The 17,226-nt window shown below is 63.6% G+C and carries 16 protein-coding genes; 8 read left to right on the forward strand and 8 right to left on the reverse strand.

Annotated features, from left to right (window positions below; genetic code table 11):
• Nucleotides 1-16: 16 nt before the first annotated feature.
• On the reverse strand, nt 17-403 hold the full coding sequence (locus CCOS865_RS01975; protein WP_415842574.1) for a PaaI family thioesterase: 387 nt from the start codon (nt 401-403) through the stop codon (nt 17-19).
• Nucleotides 400-2,730, reverse strand: coding sequence for a Tex family protein (locus CCOS865_RS01980; protein ID WP_119137407.1), 2,331 nt, complete (start codon nt 2,728-2,730; stop codon nt 400-402). The genes CCOS865_RS01975 and CCOS865_RS01980 overlap by 4 nt, the downstream gene beginning before the upstream one ends.
• A gap of 230 nt (nt 2,731-2,960) precedes the next feature.
• Here CCOS865_RS01980 and ompR point away from each other — a divergent pair, with 230 nt between their 5' ends.
• Both ompR and CCOS865_RS01990 read left to right on the forward strand, forming a co-directional pair.
• Nucleotides 2,961-3,701 (forward strand): osmolarity response regulator transcription factor OmpR, encoded by a 741-nt coding sequence (gene ompR, locus CCOS865_RS01985; RefSeq protein WP_119137409.1) that lies wholly within the window; start codon nt 2,961-2,963, stop codon nt 3,699-3,701.
• A gap of 118 nt (nt 3,702-3,819) precedes the next feature.
• Entirely contained in the window at nt 3,820-5,133 is a 1,314-nt protein-coding gene (locus CCOS865_RS01990; protein ID WP_119137411.1) for an ATP-binding protein, read from the forward strand.
• A 126-nt stretch (nt 5,134-5,259) separates the two neighbouring features.
• On the opposite strand, the gene rimK is transcribed toward CCOS865_RS01990, so the two are convergent.
• Complete coding sequence (rimK, locus tag CCOS865_RS01995; protein ID WP_119137413.1) at nt 5,260-6,165, reverse strand: 30S ribosomal protein S6--L-glutamate ligase; 906 nt, start codon at nt 6,163-6,165, stop codon at nt 5,260-5,262.
• A complete protein-coding gene (gene rimB / locus CCOS865_RS02000) occupies nt 6,162-6,644 on the reverse strand; it encodes a retropepsin-like aspartic endopeptidase RimB (protein ID WP_119137414.1) in 483 nt (160 codons plus the stop codon). Before rimB ends, rimK begins: the two co-directional genes overlap by 4 nt.
• A 109-nt stretch (nt 6,645-6,753) precedes the next feature.
• Here rimB and CCOS865_RS02005 point away from each other — a divergent pair, with 109 nt between their 5' ends.
• The 4 genes from CCOS865_RS02005 (at nt 6,754) to CCOS865_RS02025 (ending at nt 10,710) form a co-directional block, all read left to right on the forward strand.
• The gene (locus CCOS865_RS02005) at nt 6,754-7,155 is read left to right on the forward strand and encodes an RNA-binding S4 domain-containing protein (protein ID WP_119137416.1); all 402 of its coding nucleotides are present in this window, start codon (nt 6,754-6,756) and stop codon (nt 7,153-7,155) included.
• Nucleotides 7,156-7,483: 328 nt separating this feature from the next.
• A complete protein-coding gene (gene hslO / locus CCOS865_RS02010) occupies nt 7,484-8,386 on the forward strand; it encodes an Hsp33 family molecular chaperone HslO (protein WP_119137418.1) in 903 nt (300 codons plus the stop codon).
• A gap of 179 nt (nt 8,387-8,565) precedes the next feature.
• Nucleotides 8,566-10,107 (forward strand): phosphoenolpyruvate carboxykinase, encoded by a 1,542-nt coding sequence (locus tag CCOS865_RS02020; protein ID WP_119137420.1) that lies wholly within the window; start codon nt 8,566-8,568, stop codon nt 10,105-10,107.
• A gap of 168 nt (nt 10,108-10,275) precedes the next feature.
• A complete protein-coding gene (locus tag CCOS865_RS02025) occupies nt 10,276-10,710 on the forward strand; it encodes an acyl-CoA thioesterase (protein ID WP_119137422.1) in 435 nt (144 codons plus the stop codon).
• Nucleotides 10,711-10,775: 65 nt separating this feature from the next.
• Here the strand turns inward: CCOS865_RS02025 and CCOS865_RS02030 are convergent, their stop codons facing one another.
• The 3 genes from CCOS865_RS02030 to fdhD all read right to left on the reverse strand — a co-directional run bounded on the left by CCOS865_RS02030 (nt 10,776) and on the right by fdhD (nt 14,635).
• Entirely contained in the window at nt 10,776-11,261 is a 486-nt protein-coding gene (locus CCOS865_RS02030; protein ID WP_119137424.1) for a glycine zipper domain-containing protein, read from the reverse strand.
• 198 nt (nt 11,262-11,459) lie between these two features.
• Nucleotides 11,460-13,781, reverse strand: coding sequence for an FdhF/YdeP family oxidoreductase (locus tag CCOS865_RS02035; RefSeq protein WP_415842578.1), 2,322 nt, complete (start codon nt 13,779-13,781; stop codon nt 11,460-11,462).
• Nucleotides 13,782-13,807: 26 nt separating this feature from the next.
• Entirely contained in the window at nt 13,808-14,635 is an 828-nt protein-coding gene (gene fdhD / locus CCOS865_RS02040) for a formate dehydrogenase accessory sulfurtransferase FdhD (RefSeq protein WP_119137428.1), read from the reverse strand.
• A gap of 174 nt (nt 14,636-14,809) precedes the next feature.
• Between fdhD and lysM the strand changes: the two genes are divergently transcribed.
• Nucleotides 14,810-15,250, forward strand: a complete 441-nt coding sequence (lysM, locus tag CCOS865_RS02045; protein WP_119137430.1) for a peptidoglycan-binding protein LysM — start codon at nt 14,810-14,812, stop codon at nt 15,248-15,250.
• 352 nt (nt 15,251-15,602) lie between these two features.
• Nucleotides 15,603-16,514, forward strand: coding sequence for an Abi family protein (locus CCOS865_RS02050; RefSeq protein WP_119137432.1), 912 nt, complete (start codon nt 15,603-15,605; stop codon nt 16,512-16,514).
• Between the two features lie 15 nt (nt 16,515-16,529).
• Here the strand turns inward: CCOS865_RS02050 and yrfG are convergent, their stop codons facing one another.
• Nucleotides 16,530-17,192 carry a GMP/IMP nucleotidase gene (gene yrfG / locus CCOS865_RS02055; protein ID WP_119137434.1) on the reverse strand — a complete coding sequence of 221 codons (663 nt, stop codon included), beginning with the start codon at nt 17,190-17,192 and terminating at the stop codon, nt 16,530-16,532.
• Nucleotides 17,193-17,226: the final 34 nt, after the last annotated feature.

The following is a 17,226-nucleotide window of genomic DNA, read 5'->3' on the forward strand; positions in this document are numbered from 1 at the left end:
GATACCTCTTTGGGAGCTAGAGAACTGCGAAGGTTCCCTGCGCTTTGGCGACCAGCTTGTCGCCTTGGACTACGTCGGCGTCGACCACCAGGGTGCGCCGGCCCGCGTGCAGCACGCGGGCGCGGCACAGCACTTCACCGTCGCTGACGGCGCGCATGTAGTTGATCTTGCACTCGATGGTCACGCTTTGCTGGTCGAAGCCATGGCTGGCCGAGCAGGCCAGGCCCATGGCGATGTCGACCAGGCTGAAGATCGCCCCGCCGTGCAGCTTCTGGCCGCGGTTGCGCAGCTGCGGCGCGAGCGCCAGGGCAACCTCTGCAACCCCTTCTTCAAGGTGTTGCAGGCGGCAGCCGAGCAGCTGGCTGAAGGCGCTTTCGACGTATTCGCTGGGGGCGTCGATCATTTCTTCTTCAACTGCTTGGCGTTGGCGAACAGCGAGGCCATGGCGTTGTTGCTCGGTGCGGCCGGCGTCGCCTCACGCGGGCGCGGCGCCTGCTGCGGGCGATTGCCGCCGTTGCCACGGCCGCCACCACGGTTGCCTTCGACCTTTTCGCCCGGGGTGTCGCCCATGCGCATGGACAGCGCGATGCGTTTACGCGGGATGTCCACTTCCATGACCTTGACCTTGACCTTGACCACGTCGCCGGCCTTGACCGCTTCACGCGGGTCCTTGATGAACTTCTCCGACAGCGAGGAGATGTGCACCAGGCCGTCCTGGTGCACGCCGATGTCGACGAAGGCACCAAAGTTGGTGACGTTGGTCACCACGCCTTCGAGGATCATCCCCGGCTCCAGGTCCTTGAGCTCTTCGACGCCGTCCTGGAAGGAAGCAGTCTTGAACTCCGGGCGCGGGTCGCGGCCGGGCTTGTCCAGCTCCTGGAGAATGTCGGTGACGGTCGGCAGGCCGAAGGTTTCGTCGGTGAACTTCTTCGGGTCGAGGCGCTTGAGAAAGCCGCTGTCGCCGATCAGCGAACGGATGTCACGGTCGGTGTCGGCGGCGATGCGCTGCACCAGCGGGTAGGCTTCCGGGTGCACCGCCGAGGCGTCCAGCGGGTTGTCGCCGTTCATCACGCGCAGGAAGCCGGCGGCCTGCTCGAAGGTCTTCTCGCCGAGGCGGCTGACCTTTTTCAGCGCCGCGCGGGTGGCGAACGGGCCGTTGGCGTCGCGGTGGGCGACGATGTTCTGGGCCAGGGTCGCGTTGAGCCCGGAAATTCGCGTCAGCAGGGCCACCGAAGCGGTGTTGACGTCTACGCCGACGGCGTTCACGCAGTCCTCGACCACGGCGTCCAGGCCGCGTGCCAGTTTCAACTGCGACACGTCGTGCTGGTACTGACCGACGCCGATCGACTTCGGATCGATCTTCACCAGCTCGGCCAGCGGGTCCTGCAGGCGGCGGGCGATCGACACGGCGCCCCGGATCGACACGTCGAGGTCGGGGAATTCGCGCGCGGCCAGCTCCGAGGCCGAGTACACCGAGGCACCGGCTTCGGAGACCATGATCTTGGTCATCTTCAGGGCGGGGTATTTCTTGATCAGTTCAGCGGCCAGCTTGTCGGTTTCGCGGCTGGCGGTGCCGTTGCCGATGGCGATCAGCTCGACCGAGTGCTTGGCGCACAGCGCGGCGAGCACGGCAATGGTGCGGTCCCAGTCGTTGCGCGGCACGTGCGGGTAGACGGTGGCGGTGTCGAGCAGCTTGCCGGTGGCATCGACCACCGCCACCTTGCAGCCGGTGCGCAGGCCCGGGTCGAGGCCCAGGGTGGCGCGCGGGCCGGCCGGCGCGGCCAGCAGCAGGTCGTGCAGGTTGTGGGCGAAGACGTTGATCGCCTCGCCCTCGGCGCCCTCGCGCAACTCGCCGAACAGGTCGGTCTCGAGGTGGGTGTAGAGCTTGACCTTCCAGGTCCAGCGCACCACTTCGCCGAGCCACTTGTCGGCCGGGCGGGCGCGGTTTTCGACGCCGAAGTGGCTGCCGATCATCAGTTCGCACGGGTGCAGGGTGCCGGGCAGTTCTTCGCCGATCTTCAACGAGGCGCTGAGGATGCCCTCGTTACGGCCGCGGAAGATCGCCAGGGCGCGGTGCGAGGGTGCGCTGCGCAGCAGCTCGTCGTGGGCGAAGTAGTCGCGGAACTTGGCGCCTTCTTCTTCCTTGCCAGCGACCAGGCGGGCACTGAGCACGGCCTCCTGCTTGAGGAAGCCGCGCAGTTTTTCCAGCAGCCCGGCATCCTCGGCGAAGCGCTCCATGAGGATGTACTTGGCGCCTTCCAGCGCTGCCTTGACGTCCGCCACGCCCTTGTCGGCATCGACGAAGCGCGCGGCTTCGGTTTCCGGGGTCAGCTGCGGGTCGTTGAACAGGCCGTCGGCCAGCTCGCCGAGCCCGGCCTCGAGGGCGATCTGGCCCTTGGTGCGGCGCTTCTGCTTGTACGGCAGGTAGAGGTCTTCGAGGCGGGTCTTGGTGTCGGCCAGCTTGATCTCACGGGCCAGCTCCGGGGTCAGCTTGCCTTGCTCCTCGATGCTCGAGAGGATGCTCGCGCGGCGATCGTCGAGCTCGCGCAGGTAGCGCAGGCGCTCGTCCAGGTGGCGCAGTTGGGTGTCATCCAGGCTGCCGGTCACTTCCTTGCGGTAGCGGGCGATGAAGGGCACTGTCGAGCCTTCGTCCAACAGGGCCACGGCCGCCTCGACCTGTTGCGGGCGAACGCCCAGTTCCTCGGCGATACGGCTGTTGATGCTGTCCATGAGAACCACCTGACAATATGTGAATACTGGAGGCCGCAGGTGGGCATTCGAGCCCGGCGGCGCTGGGTGAAAGGCGCGCATTATACGCATCACGCCCGGCTTGCGGTGATAGCCCTGAGCCAGCCCGGCAGGTGCCGAAGTGGCGCCCCGGGAAAAATCTGCTAACAATGCACACGGTACGCGCTGCAGTGGCTACGCCATAATACGCGGCGATATCAGAGGAGTTATTGATGACCAGCACCGCAAATACCGCTGAAGGTGACAAGATTCTCATCGTCGACGACGATCCGGGGCTCAGCAGCCTGCTGGAACGTTTCTTCACCAGCAAGGGCTTCCGCGCCCGTGCGGTGCCCAATGTCGAGCAGATGGACCGGCTGCTGGCCCGTGAAGTGTTCAACCTGGTGGTGCTCGACCTGATGCTGCCCGGCGAGGACGGCTTGTCCGCCTGCCGCCGGCTGCGCGCGGCGAACAACCAGATCCCGATCATCATGCTCACCGCCAAGGGCGATGAACTGAGCCGTATCAAGGGCCTGGAGCTGGGCGCCGACGATTACCTGGCCAAGCCGTTCAACCCTGACGAGCTGGTGGCGCGGGTCAAGGCCGTGCTGCGTCGGCAGGCGCCGAGCGTGCCGGGTGCCCCGGGCAGCGAAGACGAGACCGTCACCTTTGGCGACTACGAGCTGTCGCTGGCCACCCGCGAGCTCAAGCGCGGCGACGAAGTGCACATGCTCACCACCGGCGAGTTCGCCGTGCTCAAGGCGCTGGTCATGCACGCCCGTGAGCCGCTGACCCGCGACAAGCTGATGAACCTGGCCCGTGGCCGCGAGTGGGATGCGCTGGAGCGCTCCATCGACGTGCAGATCTCGCGCCTGCGGCGCATGATCGAACCGGATCCGTCCAAGCCGCGCTATATCCAGACCGTCTGGGGCGTGGGCTACGTCTTCGTGCCGGACGGAAACGCTGGCAAATGAGCCTGCAGGCCAGCCAAGACGCGGCAGGGCGACCCGAACGGGTCGCCCTGTTTGCGTCTGCGCCTGGCCGGCAACCCTGGCGAGCCCCGCTCGCGCCGTCTTGCAGTAGTTGTCCTCGATGAAAACCCCACTGTGGTTCCCGCAAAGCTTCTTCGCCCGCACGCTGTGGCTGGTGCTGATCGTCGTCCTGTTCTCCAAGGCCCTGACCCTGGTCTATCTGTTGATGAACGAAGACGTACTGGTCGACCGCCAGTACAGCCACGGTGTGGCCCTGACCCTGCGCGCCTACTGGGCGGCCGACGAAGAGAACCGTGACAAGATCGCCGAAGCCGCAGGCCTGATCCGGGTCACCGGCTCTGGTGTGCCGGAAGGCGAGCAGCACTGGCCCTACAGCGAGATCTACCAACGGCAGATGCAGGCCGAGCTGGGTGACGACACCGAAGTGCGCCTGCGCGTGCATGCGCCACCGGCGCTGTGGGTCAACGCGCCGAGCCTGGGCCCGGGCTGGCTGAAGGTGCCGCTGTACCCGCACCCGCTGCGGGGGCAGAAGATCTGGAACGTGCTGGGTTGGTTCCTGGCCATCGGCCTGTTGTCGACGGCGTCGGCGTGGATCTTCGTGCGTCAGCTCAACCAGCCGCTCAAACGCCTGGTGTTCGCTGCCCGTCAGCTGGGCCAGGGGCGCAGTGTGCGGCTGCCGGTCAGCGACACGCCGAGCGAGATGGCCGAGGTGTACCGCTCGTTCAACCAGATGGCCGAGGACGTCGAACAGGCCGCGCGCGAGCGCGAGCTGATGTTGGCCGGGGTGTCGCATGACCTGCGCACGCCGCTGACCCGCCTGCGCCTGTCGTTGTCACTGATGCCCAACGACCATGACCTGACCGATGACATGGTCCGTGACATCGAAGACATGGACGCGATTCTCGACCAGTTCCTGGCGTTCATCCGCGATGGCCGTGACGAGCCGCTGGAAGAAATCGACTTCGGTGCGTTGGTGCGCGAGGTGGTGGCGCCGTACAACCAGCCTGAAGAGCGCGTGCGCTTGTGCCTGGAGCCGATCCCGCCGTTCCCGCTGCGGCGCGTTTCGTTGAAGCGCATGCTCGGCAACCTGATCGGCAATGCCCTGCATCACGCGGGGAAGGGGGTCGAGGTGGCGGCCTATGTGTCGGGGGATGACAGCGCGCCGTACGTGGTGCTCAGCGTGCTCGACCGGGGGGCGGGGATCGATGAGTCGGAGCTGGAGACAATCTTCAACCCGTTCATTCGTGGTGACCGTGCGCGCGGCGGCAAGGGCACCGGGCTGGGGCTGGCGATCGTCAAGCGGATCGCTGCCCAGCATGGTGGCAATGTCGAGTTGCGCAATCGCTCCGGAGGCGGGATCGAGGCGCGGGTCCGCTTGCCGTTGGGGCTGTTGCTGCCGCGTAATGCCGTTTGATCTCCAGGGTCTGTGCTGGCCCCTTCGCGGGGCAAGCCCGCTCCCACAGGTACGGCGCCGCTCTGGCGGCCAGTAGAGAACCTGTGGGAGCGGGCTTGCCCCGCGAAGGGGCCGGCACAGCCAGTATCAACCTTTGCCTTTGGTGCGGGTCTGGTTCGGCCCGCCATTCTTCTCCAGGTGCTCGATGATCATCCCCGCCACGTCCTTGCTGGTGGTCACCTCGATACCCTCCAGCCCTGGCGATGAATTGACCTCCATCACCAACGGCCCGTGATTGGAGCGCAGGATATCCACCCCCGCCACGCTCAGCCCCATCACCTTGGCCGCGCGGATGGCGGTGATGCGCTCCTCCGGGGTGATCTTGATCAGGCTGGCAACCCCACCGCGGTGCAGGTTGGAGCGGAATTCGCCAGGCTTGGCCTGACGCTTCATCGAGGCGATCACCTTGTCGCCGACCACGAAGCAGCGGATATCGGCGCCACCGGCTTCCTTGATGTACTCCTGGACCATGATGTTCTGCTTCAGGCCCATGAACGCCTCGATCACCGATTCGGCCGCCTGGGTGGTCTCGCACAGCACCACGCCGATGCCTTGCGTGCCTTCCAGCACCTTGATCACCAGTGGCGCGCCGTTGACCATCTGGATCAGGTCAGGGATGTCGTCCGGTGAATGCGCGAAGCCAGTGATCGGCAGGCCGATGCCACGCCGCGAGAGCAGCTGCAGCGAGCGCAGCTTGTCGCGCGAGCGGGCGATGGCGACCGACTCGTTGAGCGGGTAGACGCCCATCATCTCGAACTGGCGCAGGACTGCGCAGCCATAGAACGTGACCGACGCACCGATCCGCGGGATCACCGCGTCGAACCCTTCCAGCGGTTTGCCGCGGTAGTGGATCTGCGGCTTGTGGCTGGCGATGTTCATGTAGGCGCGCAGGGTATCGATCACAACCATCTCATGGCCGCGCTGGGTACCGGCTTCAACCAGGCGGCGGGTGGAATACAGACGCGGGTTACGCGACAGCACAGCGATCTTCATGCAGCACCTGTGACAGGGGAAAGGGTGGCCGGAAAGGCCGGTTTGTCCTGAACGTATTTCAACCCAGGGTTGACCACCAGTTGGCCGTGGATCAACGCCTTGGAACCGAGCAGCAAGCGATAGCGCATGGCCTTGCGACAGGCCAGGGTGAACTCCACCTCCCAGACTCGATCACCCAGCGCCAGGGCCGTACGGATCACGTAGCGGACCTGGGCATGGCCATTCGAGCTCTTGATGGTCTTCCTGGTGACCAGCGGTGCCTCACAGCGGCGATGGCGCAGTTGCACCACTGTGCCCAGGTGCGCAGTAAAGCGGACCCACGGCTGGCCGTCACGTTCAAACGTTTCGACGTCTGTCGCGTGCAGGCTGGAGGTGCTGGCACCGGTGTCGATCTTGGCGCGCAGCCCGGCCACACCGAGGTCGGGCAAGGCCACCCACTCGCGCAGGCCGATCACACTCAGATGGTCAAATGTCTTCACTAATCACACCCTGCGAATAAGGTGGTGAACTTTAAAGATCGCGGCGTTTTTTTGCATCCGTCAGTCACGGTAGTACAGTTCCATGAAAGACAGAATTCGAGGACACGAGATGGCACAAAAGTCTGAAGACGACGACAAGGTGCGCCTGGACAAATGGCTGTGGGCGGCGCGCTTCTACAAGACCCGGGCATTGGCCAAGGCGGCCATCGAAAGTGGCAAGGTGCATTGCCGTGGTGAGCGCTGCAAGCCGAGCAAGGAGCCGCGGGTGGGCGACGAGCTGGTCCTGCGCACCGGCTTCGACGAGCGCACCGTGCGGGTCATCGCGCTCTCGGTGGTGCGCCGCGGCGCGCCTGAGGCGCAGCTGTTGTATGAGGAGACCGAAGAGAGCATCCGCCGCCGTGAACAGCTGGCGCAGCAGCGCAAGGACGGCGCGCTGGGGATGACCACCGATGGCCGGCCAAACAAGAAGCAGCGGCGCCAGATCCATCAGTTGCATGGCAGTTTTGAGTGAGTGGTAGCGCTTTTGCCGGGCAAACCCTTGGAAAACAGCGTGCGAACCACCATTTAGGTAGGCAGGGCCCGGCCATGGAGCAGCCACTCGTCTGAAGACAGACAGCGGAACTGGCCAAAAGGCCATGGCCGCAAACACAGTAGAGCAGCCGCCCACAGGGTGCACGCTGGCAGGCGTGCACAGCCTCGGCTTGCTTGGAAGAGTGGCCGAATGCCCCTAAGATACTGCCATTGCCAACGGGCCATGGAGCGCCACCGACGCGCTCCTCAGCGGGCCTTCGCGCAAGGCGCGTAACCCATCGATACCCTATTTCAGACAGCCAGAACCTATGAGCGATTTGCCAGATACCGATTTCACCCAACGCTTCATTTTCGATGACCGCGACGTGCGCGGCGAAATGGTCGGGTTGGAGCGCAGCTACGCCGAAGTGTTGGCCAAGCACCCCTACCCACAGCCGGTGGCGCAGCTGCTCGGCGAACTGATGGCCGCCGCCGCGCTGCTGGTCGGCACACTGAAGTTCGATGGCCTGCTGATTCTCCAGGCCCGTTCCGAAGGGCCGGTGCCCCTGCTGATGATCGAATGCTCGAGCGAGCACGAGATCCGCGGCCTGGCGCGCTATGAGGCGGGCCAGATTGCGGATGACGCGACGCTCGCGGACCTGATGCCCGAAGGCGTCCTGGCACTGACCGTCGACCCGGTCAACGGCCAGCGCTACCAGGGCATGGTCGACCTGCATGGCCAGGACCTGTCGGAGTGTTTCACCAACTACTTCGTCATGTCTCAGCAGATCAACACCTGCATCTCCCTCACCGCCGACGGCACGCGTGCCCGTGGTCTGCTGGTGCAGCAACTGCCGGCCGACCGTCAGAAAGACAGCGAAGACCGTGAAGAAAGCTGGAACCACGTCACGGCGCTGGCCAACACGGTCAAAGCCGAAGAACTGCTCGGCCTGGACAACGAAACCGTGCTGCACCGTCTGTACCACGAAGACGCCGTGCGCCTGTTCGATATTCAGCCGCTGAAGTTCCGCTGCAGCTGCTCGCGGGAACGTTCCGGCAATGCTCTGGTCAGTCTTGGCCAGGCCGACGCGCAGCAGTTGGTGATCGAACACGGTGGCCAGATCGAGGTCGATTGCCAGTTCTGCAATCAGCGTTATCTGTTTGATGCCACCGATGTGACGCAACTGTTTGCCGGTGGCGGGACTGACGCAGCGTCAGAAACTCGCCACTAAAACGTTTCATCACAGGAGATTCTCCTGTCGAATTGCGCTAAACCGGAGTTCTGACAGGAGGGGTCTACTTTTTTTGGGCGTTTCTGGCATAATCCGGCCACTTTTTTCGCTGTAGTAGTTTGAAACAGACAACTACAAAACGTTTGGAGCACTCGGCCTCGGGCCGGATGGGGTATCTCATGACGCAAGCCAACAACACCGTGTACACCGACCTGAGCGTCGATGAGCTGGTAAAAGAAGCGCTGCAACGCGGTGAAGGCGTGCTAGCCGATACCGGCGCACTGGTCGTAGAGACTGGGCACCGTACTGGCCGTTCGCCGGCTGACCGTTTCATCGTCGAAGAACCTTCCACCCAGGACGCCATCGCCTGGGGCCCGATCAACCGCAAGTTCCCGGCCGACAAGTTCGATGCCCTGTGGGCTCGCGTCGAGGCGTTCAACAACGCCCAGGAACACTTCGTTTCCTACGTTCATGTAGGTGCTGCCGAAGAGCACTACCTGCCGGTCAAGATGACCACTCAGACTGCCTGGCAGAACCTGTTCGGCCGTTGCCTGTTCATCAACCCGGCGCAGTACAACCCGTCCGGTCGTGACCAGTGGCAGGTGCTCAACGTTGCCAACTTCGAGTGCGTGCCTGAGCGTGACGGCACCAACTCCGATGGTTGCGTGATCATCAACTTCGCCCAGAAGAAGGTCCTGATCGCAGGCATGCGTTACGCCGGCGAGATGAAGAAAGCCATGTTCTCGGTGCAGAACTTCCTGCTGCCGGCCGCCGACGTGCTGCCAATGCACTGCGCCGCCAACATCGGCGAAGCGGGCGACGTGACCCTGTTCTTCGGTCTGTCGGGCACCGGCAAGACCACCCTGTCGGCCGACGAAAGCCGTTACCTGATCGGTGACGACGAGCACGGCTGGGGCGAAGGCGTTGTCTTCAACATCGAAGGCGGCTGCTACGCCAAGTGCATCGACTTGTCCGAGAAGAACGAGCCGGTCATCTGGAAAGCCATCAAGCACGGCGCAGTGCTGGAAAACGTCGTCCTCGACGGTGCCAAGCACGCCGACTATGCCGATGTCAGCCTGACCCAGAACAGCCGCGCGGCCTACCCGCTGGAGCACGTTGCCAAGCGTTCCGAAGCGAACCTGGGCGGCGAGCCGAACGCAGTGATCTTCCTGACCTGCGACCTGACTGGCGTACTGCCGCCGGTGTCGATCCTGAACAACGAGCAGGCGGCCTACCACTTCCTGTCGGGTTACACCGCGCTGGTCGGTTCGACCGAAATGGGTTCGGGCGGCGGCATCAAGTCGACCTTCTCCACCTGCTTCGGCGCGCCGTTCTTCCCGCGTCCGGCTGGCGAGTACGCTGAGCTGCTGATCAAGCGCATCAAAGGTTTCGACTCCAAGGTGTACCTGGTCAACACCGGCTGGACCGGTGGTGGCTACGGCGTCGGCAAGCGCTTCAGCATCCCGACCACCCGTGCGGTGATCGCGGCGATCCAGAGCGGCGCACTGGTCGGTACCGAGACCGAGCACCTGGACATCATCAACCTGGACGTGCCGAAGGCAGTTGCCGGCGTTGACACCAACCTGCTCAACCCGCGTACCAACTGGGAAGACCAGGCTGCCTACGACGAAGCAGCCAAGGGCCTGGCCAAGCTGTTCACCGAGAACTTCAAGAAGTTCGACGTTTCCGACGCCATCAAGGCGGCTGGCCCACAGCTGTAAGCTGTAGCCTGCAGGACCAAGAAGCCGCCCCTCGGGGCGGCTTTTTTGTGGGTGATTGAAAGGTGTCGGGTGATCGCGGGGCCTGGGCACATTCCTGAGCGATAACTTCACCCGCCTGCGCAAATCTGTTTCACTGCTACCAACCCCTCGGCCACAGCGACTACCACCATGACCGAATCCCCCAAGCGCCCCGACTTCAATCACTTCCACCCGATCCTCACCCGCCCGCAGGACAACGACCTCAACGGCCACATCGCCGGTGCCACGGTGCACGGTTTCTTCGAAACCGCGATCCAGGCGTTTCTGATCGAGCAGGCCGAGCTGGACCTGCGCGCGGGCGCGCTGGTGGGCCTGGTGATCAGTTCGACGGCGGAGTTCTATGCCTTGCCGGCCTTCCCCGACGTGCTCGAAGTCGGCCTGGGCGTAACGCGCCTGGGGGGCAGCACGGTGGAGTACCGGCTGGCGCTGTTCCGCCCGGGCGAGGCTGAAGCCTGTGCGGCGGGCACGCTGGTGCAGGTGTTCGTCGAGCGCACCTCTGGCACGCCGGCGGCGCTGCCCGAGGCGTTGCAGGTGATCCTGGCCGGCCTGCAGCTCAACCACTGAACATAAAAAAGCCCCGCCGGTAAGGGCGGGGCTCTTGGATGCGCTCAGGCCTGGGCCTTCAGGCATCAATGACGCCAGTGGCGCTTGTTCTTGTGCTTGCGGTGGCCGTAGTGATGGCCGCGGTCATAGTGCCGGCGATCATCATCGTAGCCACGACGGGAGCGGCGCTCGTCACGCTCGTCTTCGTCCGCCTTGTTGCCCATGTAGTTACCCAGCGCGCCACCGGCACCGCCGCCTGCGGCTGCACCGATGTAGCTGCCATTGGTACCGCCGACACTGCGGCCCAGTACGTTACCGCCGGCCGCGCCCAAGGCACCGCCGATCGCCGCTTCGCCACGTTGGCGTTTGTCGGCGCCGACCGCACTGCCGGCCGCGCCGCCCAGGCCTGCGCCAATCGCGCCGCCGGTGCTGCCGCCGATCTGCTGGCCGACCACTGAGCCGAGTACCCCACCCAATGCGCCGCCAATACCGGCTTCGGTGGTGCCGCCCGCCATGGCAACGCCGCTGAGCAGGCCAAGAGACAACAACAGAATCGAGGAGTACTTCTTCATCGAGAAAGCCTCATAGGGATGACGAGGGCGAATTTGAGGCTCTGGACGAAGGCTGGCAATCAAAATCCGACGAGTAGCACGAGTTGTACACAATTCTCTAAGTTACTGTTTTCAGGGTGAAACTTTCCCGTTTTTCGGGTGTCATAGGTTACTTGAGACAAAGCCCTGAGCCTTACGGACAGGGCTTTTTTTGTGCCTTCAGATAATCCGCCCGGTGTCGCCAGCGCGCTCGAGTTTGATCGCGATGAACTTCGACGTCGGCGTGTGGCTGCCGTCGCCGACGCTTTCCAGCGGCACCAGTGGGTTGACCTCCGGGTAGTACGCCGCGGCCTGTCCCGCCGGGATGTCGTAGGCGAGCAGGGTAAAGCCCTGCACCCGGCGCACCAGTCCGTCGTCCCAGAGCGAGACGATGTCCACCTTCTGCCCCGGCGCGAAGCCGAGCCGGATGATGTCCGCCTCGTTGACGAACAGCACGTCACGCTGCGCCTTGACCCCGCGGTAGCGGTCATCCAGGCCATAGATCGTGGTGTTGTACTGATCATGCGAGCGCATCGACTGCATGATCAGGTCCGGCAGTTGGCCGCTGGCGCGTACGCGCGGGTCGAGCAGGCTGTCGGGCAGCAGGTTGGCCTTGAAGTTGGCACGGCCGCTGGCGGTTTTCCACTGCCGGCTGCCGGCGCTGTTGCCCAGGTAGAAGCCGCCTGGGTGGCGCAGGCGCTGGTTGAAGTCGGTAAAGCCCGGGATGGTGTCGGCGATCAGCTCGCGAATGCGGTCATAGTCGGCCACCAGCCAGTGCCAGTCGACCGGTTGCTTGCCCAGCGTGGCGGCGGCAATCCCGGCGACCACCGCAGGCTCCGAGCGCATCTGCCTGGACAGCGGGTGCAACTGGCCGTTGGAGGCATGCACCATGCTGAACGAGTCTTCCACGGTGACCGCCTGCGGCCCCTCGGCCTGCAGGTCGATGTCGGTGCGCCCCAGGCACGGCAGGATCAGCGCCTGCTTGCCATGCACCAGGTGGCTGCGGTTGAGCTTGGTGCTGATGTGCACGGTCAGCTGGCAATTGCGCAGGGCGCGGGCGGTGCGCTGGGAGTCCGGGGTGGCCTGGGCGAAGTTGCCGCCCAGGCCGATGAACACCTTGGCCCGGCCTTCGAGCATGGCGTGGATCGCCTCGACGGTGTTGTGGCCGTTTTCACGTGGCACCGGGAAGTCGAAGCGCTTCTGCAGGGCATCGAGCAGGGCCGCAGGCGGGCGCTCATTGATCCCCATGGTGCGGTCGCCCTGCACGTTGCTGTGGCCACGCACCGGGCACAGGCCGGCGCCTGGCGCGCCGATGTTGCCGCGCAGCAGCATCAGGTTGACGATTTCCTGGATGGTCGGCACCGAATGGCGGTGCTGGGTGATGCCCATCGCCCAGCACATGATCACCCGCTTGCCTTTGCAGTACATGCGCGCGGCCTGTTCGATCTCGGCCAGGGTCAGGCCCGACTGCGCTTGCAGCTGCTCCCACGGCGTGGCGTCGACCACCGCCAGGTACTCATTGATGCCCTGGCCGTGCTCGGCGATGAACACGTGGTCGAACACCGCCGGCTCGCCGTTGGCCTGGGCTTCGCGCTCCCACTGCAAGAGAAACTTGGCCATGCCGCGCAGCAACGCCATGTCGCCGCCCAGGGCCGGACGGAAATACGCCGTGTTGGTCGGGCGGTCGCTGTTGGTGAGCATCTCCAAGGCATTCTGCGGGTGCTGGAAGCGCTCCAGGCCACGTTCCTTCAGCGGGTTGACGGAGACCACCTGGGCGCCCCGCTTGACCGCGTCGCGCAGCGGGTCGAGCATCCGCGGGTGGTTGGTGCCGGGGTTCTGGCCCCAGACGAAGATCGCGTCGGCGTGCTCGAAGTCATCGAAGGTCACCGTGCCCTTGCCGACCCCGACGCTCTGCCCCAGGGCCACGCCGCTGGCTTCGTGGCACATGTTCGAACAGTCCGGGAAGTTGTTGGTGCCGTAGGCGCGAACGAACAGCTGATAGAGAAACGCGGCCTCGTTGCTGGCCCGGCCCGAGGTATAGAACTCGGCCTGGTCGGGGCTGGTCAGGCCGTTGAGGTGGCGGGCGATGAGGGCGAAGGCGCTGTCCCAGTCGATCGGCTGGTAACGGTCGCTGGCCGGGTCGTAGACCATCGGCTCGGTCAGCCGGCCCTGGTATTCGAGCCAGTAGTCGCTCTGCTCGAGCAGCGCGCTGACGCTGTAGCGGGCGAAGAACGCGGCGTCGACGCGACGTTTGGTGGCTTCCCAGTTGACCGCCTTGGCGCCGTTCTCGCAGAACTTGACCATGCCGCTCTCGGGGGAGTCGCCCCAGGCGCAGCCCGGGCAGTCGAAGCCGCCGTGCTGGTTGGTCTTGAGCAGGGCGCGGATGTTCTTCAGCGCGTTATCGCTGCCGACCCAGGCCTTGGCCACGCTGCGCAGCGCACCCCAGCCGCCGGCGGCGCCGTGGTAGGGCTTGTAGCGGGGAGGGGTGTGTTCTTGCGGCAGTTGCTGATGCGAGGTCACGGCGAGGACTACTCCGCCACGGGGCTGAACACCCGTGGTGCACTGTGTTTGGGCAGGTGGATAAGGTTGAGGTTGTGCGTGCGCGCCCATTGCAGGGCGAGGCCGGTGGGGGCCGAAAGGCTGACCAGGGTCTGGATGCCGGCGCGCAGCACCTTCTGGATCAACTCCAGGCTGCAGCGGCTGGTGACGATCGCCAGGCCGTCGCTGGTATCGATCTGCTGGCGCAGCAGGGCGCCGATCAGCTTGTCCAGGGCGTTGTGCCGGCCAATGTCTTCACGGCCCAGCAGCAGTTCGCCGGTGTGGTCCATGAACAGCGCGGCATGCACCGCCCCGCAATGCTGGCCGAGCGGCTGGAACGCGTCGATGCGTTGACGCAGGTCCTTCAGCCACCGCGCGGGCGGCAGCGGTGCGCCGGGCAGGCTGGTCAGGTCAGGCAAGGCCTGCTCGAGGGCTTCGACGCCACACAGGCCGCAGCCGCTGGTGCCGGCCAGTTGGCGGCGCTGATTCTTGAGGTTCCAGAAGGCGCGGCTGGCGATTTCCAGGTCGGCGTAGAGTGCCGAGCCTGTGCCTGAGAACTTCATGTCGTAGATCTCTGCCGCGCTTTCGACGATGCCGCTGCCGACGCTGAAACCGACGGCGAAGTCTTCCAGGTCGGTGGGGCTGACCAGCATGACGGCCTGGTTGAGGCCGTTGAAGGCGATGGCCAGGGCGACCTCCTCGGCGAGCGGCGTGCTGGCGCGCGCGTCATCGCTGAGCGGGAGGTAGTCATAGGGGTTGCTGGCGGCGGGCAGGGACAACGGCGTGGACGCCGAGCAGACCGGAGGTTTGCTGTTCATCAGGGCGGATTACCGACGGCTTTTTACCCCCACAAGCCTAGGCCTGTGGGCTGGCGCCGTCTAATCGCTAGGCTCTATGCCTTGATAGAGCGCGTCGATGGGTCGCAGCGGGGCGGGTTGGGCAAAGCTGGCCTAGACTCCTGTGTCCGAGGAATCATCAACAAGGAGCACGTCATGAGCCTGTTCAGTTTCGTCAAAGAAGCCGGCGAGAAATTGATCGACCTGCTGACCCCTGGCAATGCCAATGCCGAGGAGCAGCTCAAGGAGCATGTGAGCAAGGTTGGCCTGGGTAACCCGAACATCACGGCCACTGTAGAGGGTGACACGATCACCCTCAAGGGCGAGGTGGCGAGCCAGGAGGAGAAAGAAAAGATCATTCTGGCGGCCGGCAACATCAATGGGGTGGCCAGCGTCGATGACCAGATCACCGTGACCGGGCCGGTGGCCCAGGCGGCGAAGTTCGTCACGGTAGAGAAGGGCGATACCCTGAGTGCCATTTCCAAGCGGGTGTATGGCGACCCGAACAAGTACCAGAAGATTTTCGAGGCGAACAAGCCGCTGCTGTCGCATCCGGACAAGATCTATCCGGGGCAGGTGTTGCGCATTCCAGATTAACAGCTCTATCGCCGGGCAAGCCCCACGCAACAGTCCAAGCGGTCAGGTTTTAGATTGAGAAATGTCCTACGTGTAAGCACTGGAAGCACTGACTGAAGAAGCTCCAGTTTCGCAATTGTTCATCCAGTATTCTGTTGAGTAGCAGGCGAGCGCTTCACCGTAAGGTGAGCGCGGCCAGGGTGGCCAATATACGTCACCACCCATCATGGGCTAACCCATCAGGCGGTTGACGTTGGCACCCGCTTTGGATAGCCTGAACTCAACACACTCGCCACACGTCCTGCCCAACGGGTAGGGTCCTGCTTCAAAGCAGGCGTGCAAAAGGCGAGTTTTTTTTGCCTGGAATTTGAGCATGCCCAAGACGGCTCTCTTGAAAAAGTCTCCATTCGCAAAAAAAGCGCTCACTCCCCAGGCGCTGCTCGCCAAGCTGAAGTCGCAAGGCCTGATTGTCAGGGACGACAGCCTGACCCTCAGATACATCGCGTATGTCGGCCATTTTCGCTTGAAGGGGTATTGGTATCAGTTTCAGGACGGCGTGACTAAAAACTTCTTGCCGAACACTACCTTTGAGCAGATCTACGAGCGCTACGAATGTGATCGTGAAATTCGGGCGATCTTGATGGAGTCAGCAGAGCGGCTGGAAGTGGCGGTGCGCAGTGTGATCTGCAATACCTTGAGCCTCAAGTACTCGCCGCATTGGTATTTGAAGTCAGAAATTTTTGCCCCGAAAGGACGAAATGGCATCGGTCAGATGCTCTCGAGGATTGAGGGCGAGGTTGAGCGAGCCTCATCGCGCATCTACGTAAAGGCCTACTACGAGAGCTACGAGGACCCTTACCTCCCTCCCAGTTGGACCATGAGTGAATGCGTGACATTGGGCACGTGGTCAAAAATTTTCGCCATGCTCAGAGACCCTGCTGATCGGAGAATGATCTCGTCTAAGTTCGGGATCACTCAGGTCGAAGTTTTCGAAAGTTGGCTGCATACCCTGACAGTACTCCGAAACATGGCGGCCCATCATGACCGCTTCATCGATGTCAAAATTGGCGTTTCACCCACCAATTTGAAACGTAAGAACATCAAGTTCACAGACAATAAGACGGTCTATGCCTCACTCACCGTCGTCCATGTGCTTTTGCGCTCAATCGGCTTTAACGGTAGTTTCAAGAACAGGCTCGCATCCCTGGAGGACCGCTATGGCGCGTCTCATTTCCAACGCTTTGGCTTTCCTGAACACTGGAAAACCGAGGCCGAAGGATGGTGACTTGATTGACGCGTCTCACAACCCCTCAAGCAACTCCCGATAATCTTCCACCGCAGCAAACTCCTGGGTATCCCGCGGCGCCGACTTGCTGTCCGGCTGCCTCACCGCCAACAGATGGCCCACCCCGAAGCGCTGCGCGCTGCGCAGGATCGCCAGGGTGTCATCGATGAACAGGCTACGCGCCGGGTCAAAGCCGATGTCCGCCTGCAACGCATCCCAGAACTGCTCACTCTCCTTCGGATAGCCGTAATCATGCGAGCTGATCAGCCGCTCGAAATACGGCGCCAGCTCCACCCGCTCGAGCTTCAGCGACAACGAATCGCGGTGCGCATTGGTGATCATCACCACGCGCTTGCCCGCCTTGCGAATGGCCGCCAGGAAGGTGTCGGCATCCGGGCGCAGGGCGATCAGGTCGGCGGTCTCCAGCTTCAGCTGGCGGATCGGCAGGTTGAGCTCGCGGGTCCAGAAGTCCAGGCAGTACCAGTTGAGCGTACCGGCGTTGCGTTCGAACAGCGGCTGCAGCTCCATTTCCGCCATCGCCCGGCTCACCCCATGCAGTTCGGCATAGCGCTGGGGCAGGTGTTCCAGCCAGAACTGGTTGTCGTAGTGCAGATCCAGCAGGGTGCCATCCATGTCCAGCAGGACAGTATCGATGGCAGACCAGGAAAGAAGCGGCATGGGAAACTCTCGATCAGGTGGCTGGCCACGGTAT

The sequence above is a fragment of the Pseudomonas reidholzensis genome, from assembly GCF_900536025.1.
GTDB lineage: Bacteria > Pseudomonadota > Gammaproteobacteria > Pseudomonadales > Pseudomonadaceae > Aquipseudomonas > Aquipseudomonas reidholzensis.